Source organism: Providencia sp. UF-183, from assembly GCF_058246155.1.
Genome location: NZ_JBSICD010000095.1, coordinates 1 through 270, shown reverse-complemented (window position 1 = coordinate 270; position 270 = coordinate 1). Strand labels below are relative to the sequence as shown.

The 270-nt window shown below is 63.0% G+C and carries 2 protein-coding genes; both read left to right on the top strand.

Annotation, left to right across the window (positions count from 1 at the left end; all coding sequences use genetic code 11):
- A partial coding sequence (locus AC4IFT_RS22505) for a DUF1190 domain-containing protein (RefSeq protein WP_490752956.1) occupies nt 1–152 on the top strand: 152 nt, incomplete at its 5' end.
- 3 nt (nt 153–155) lie between these two features.
- A partial coding sequence (locus AC4IFT_RS22500) for a glutathionylspermidine synthase family protein (RefSeq protein ID WP_490752954.1) occupies nt 156–270 on the top strand: 115 nt, incomplete at its 3' end.

Here is a 270-nt window from a genome sequence, read left to right as displayed (position 1 = left end):
CCATGACGGTGCCGAAAACCGCCATGGCGCCGAAGCCTGCGGTCACCAACACCGTGACCCGCGGCGGTTTCGGCGAGACCGTGGCCAAGCAGACCAGCATGCAGCGCAGCAGCGCCACCTCCAACTCCGGCTCTCGCAGCATGGGCGGTTGATGCATGAAACGTATTGCCATTACCGAGCGCCCGGACTGGCGCGAAAAAGCAACCGAGTTCGGCTTCCGTTTCCACACCATGTACGGCGAGCCGTACTGGTGCGAAGACGCCTATTACC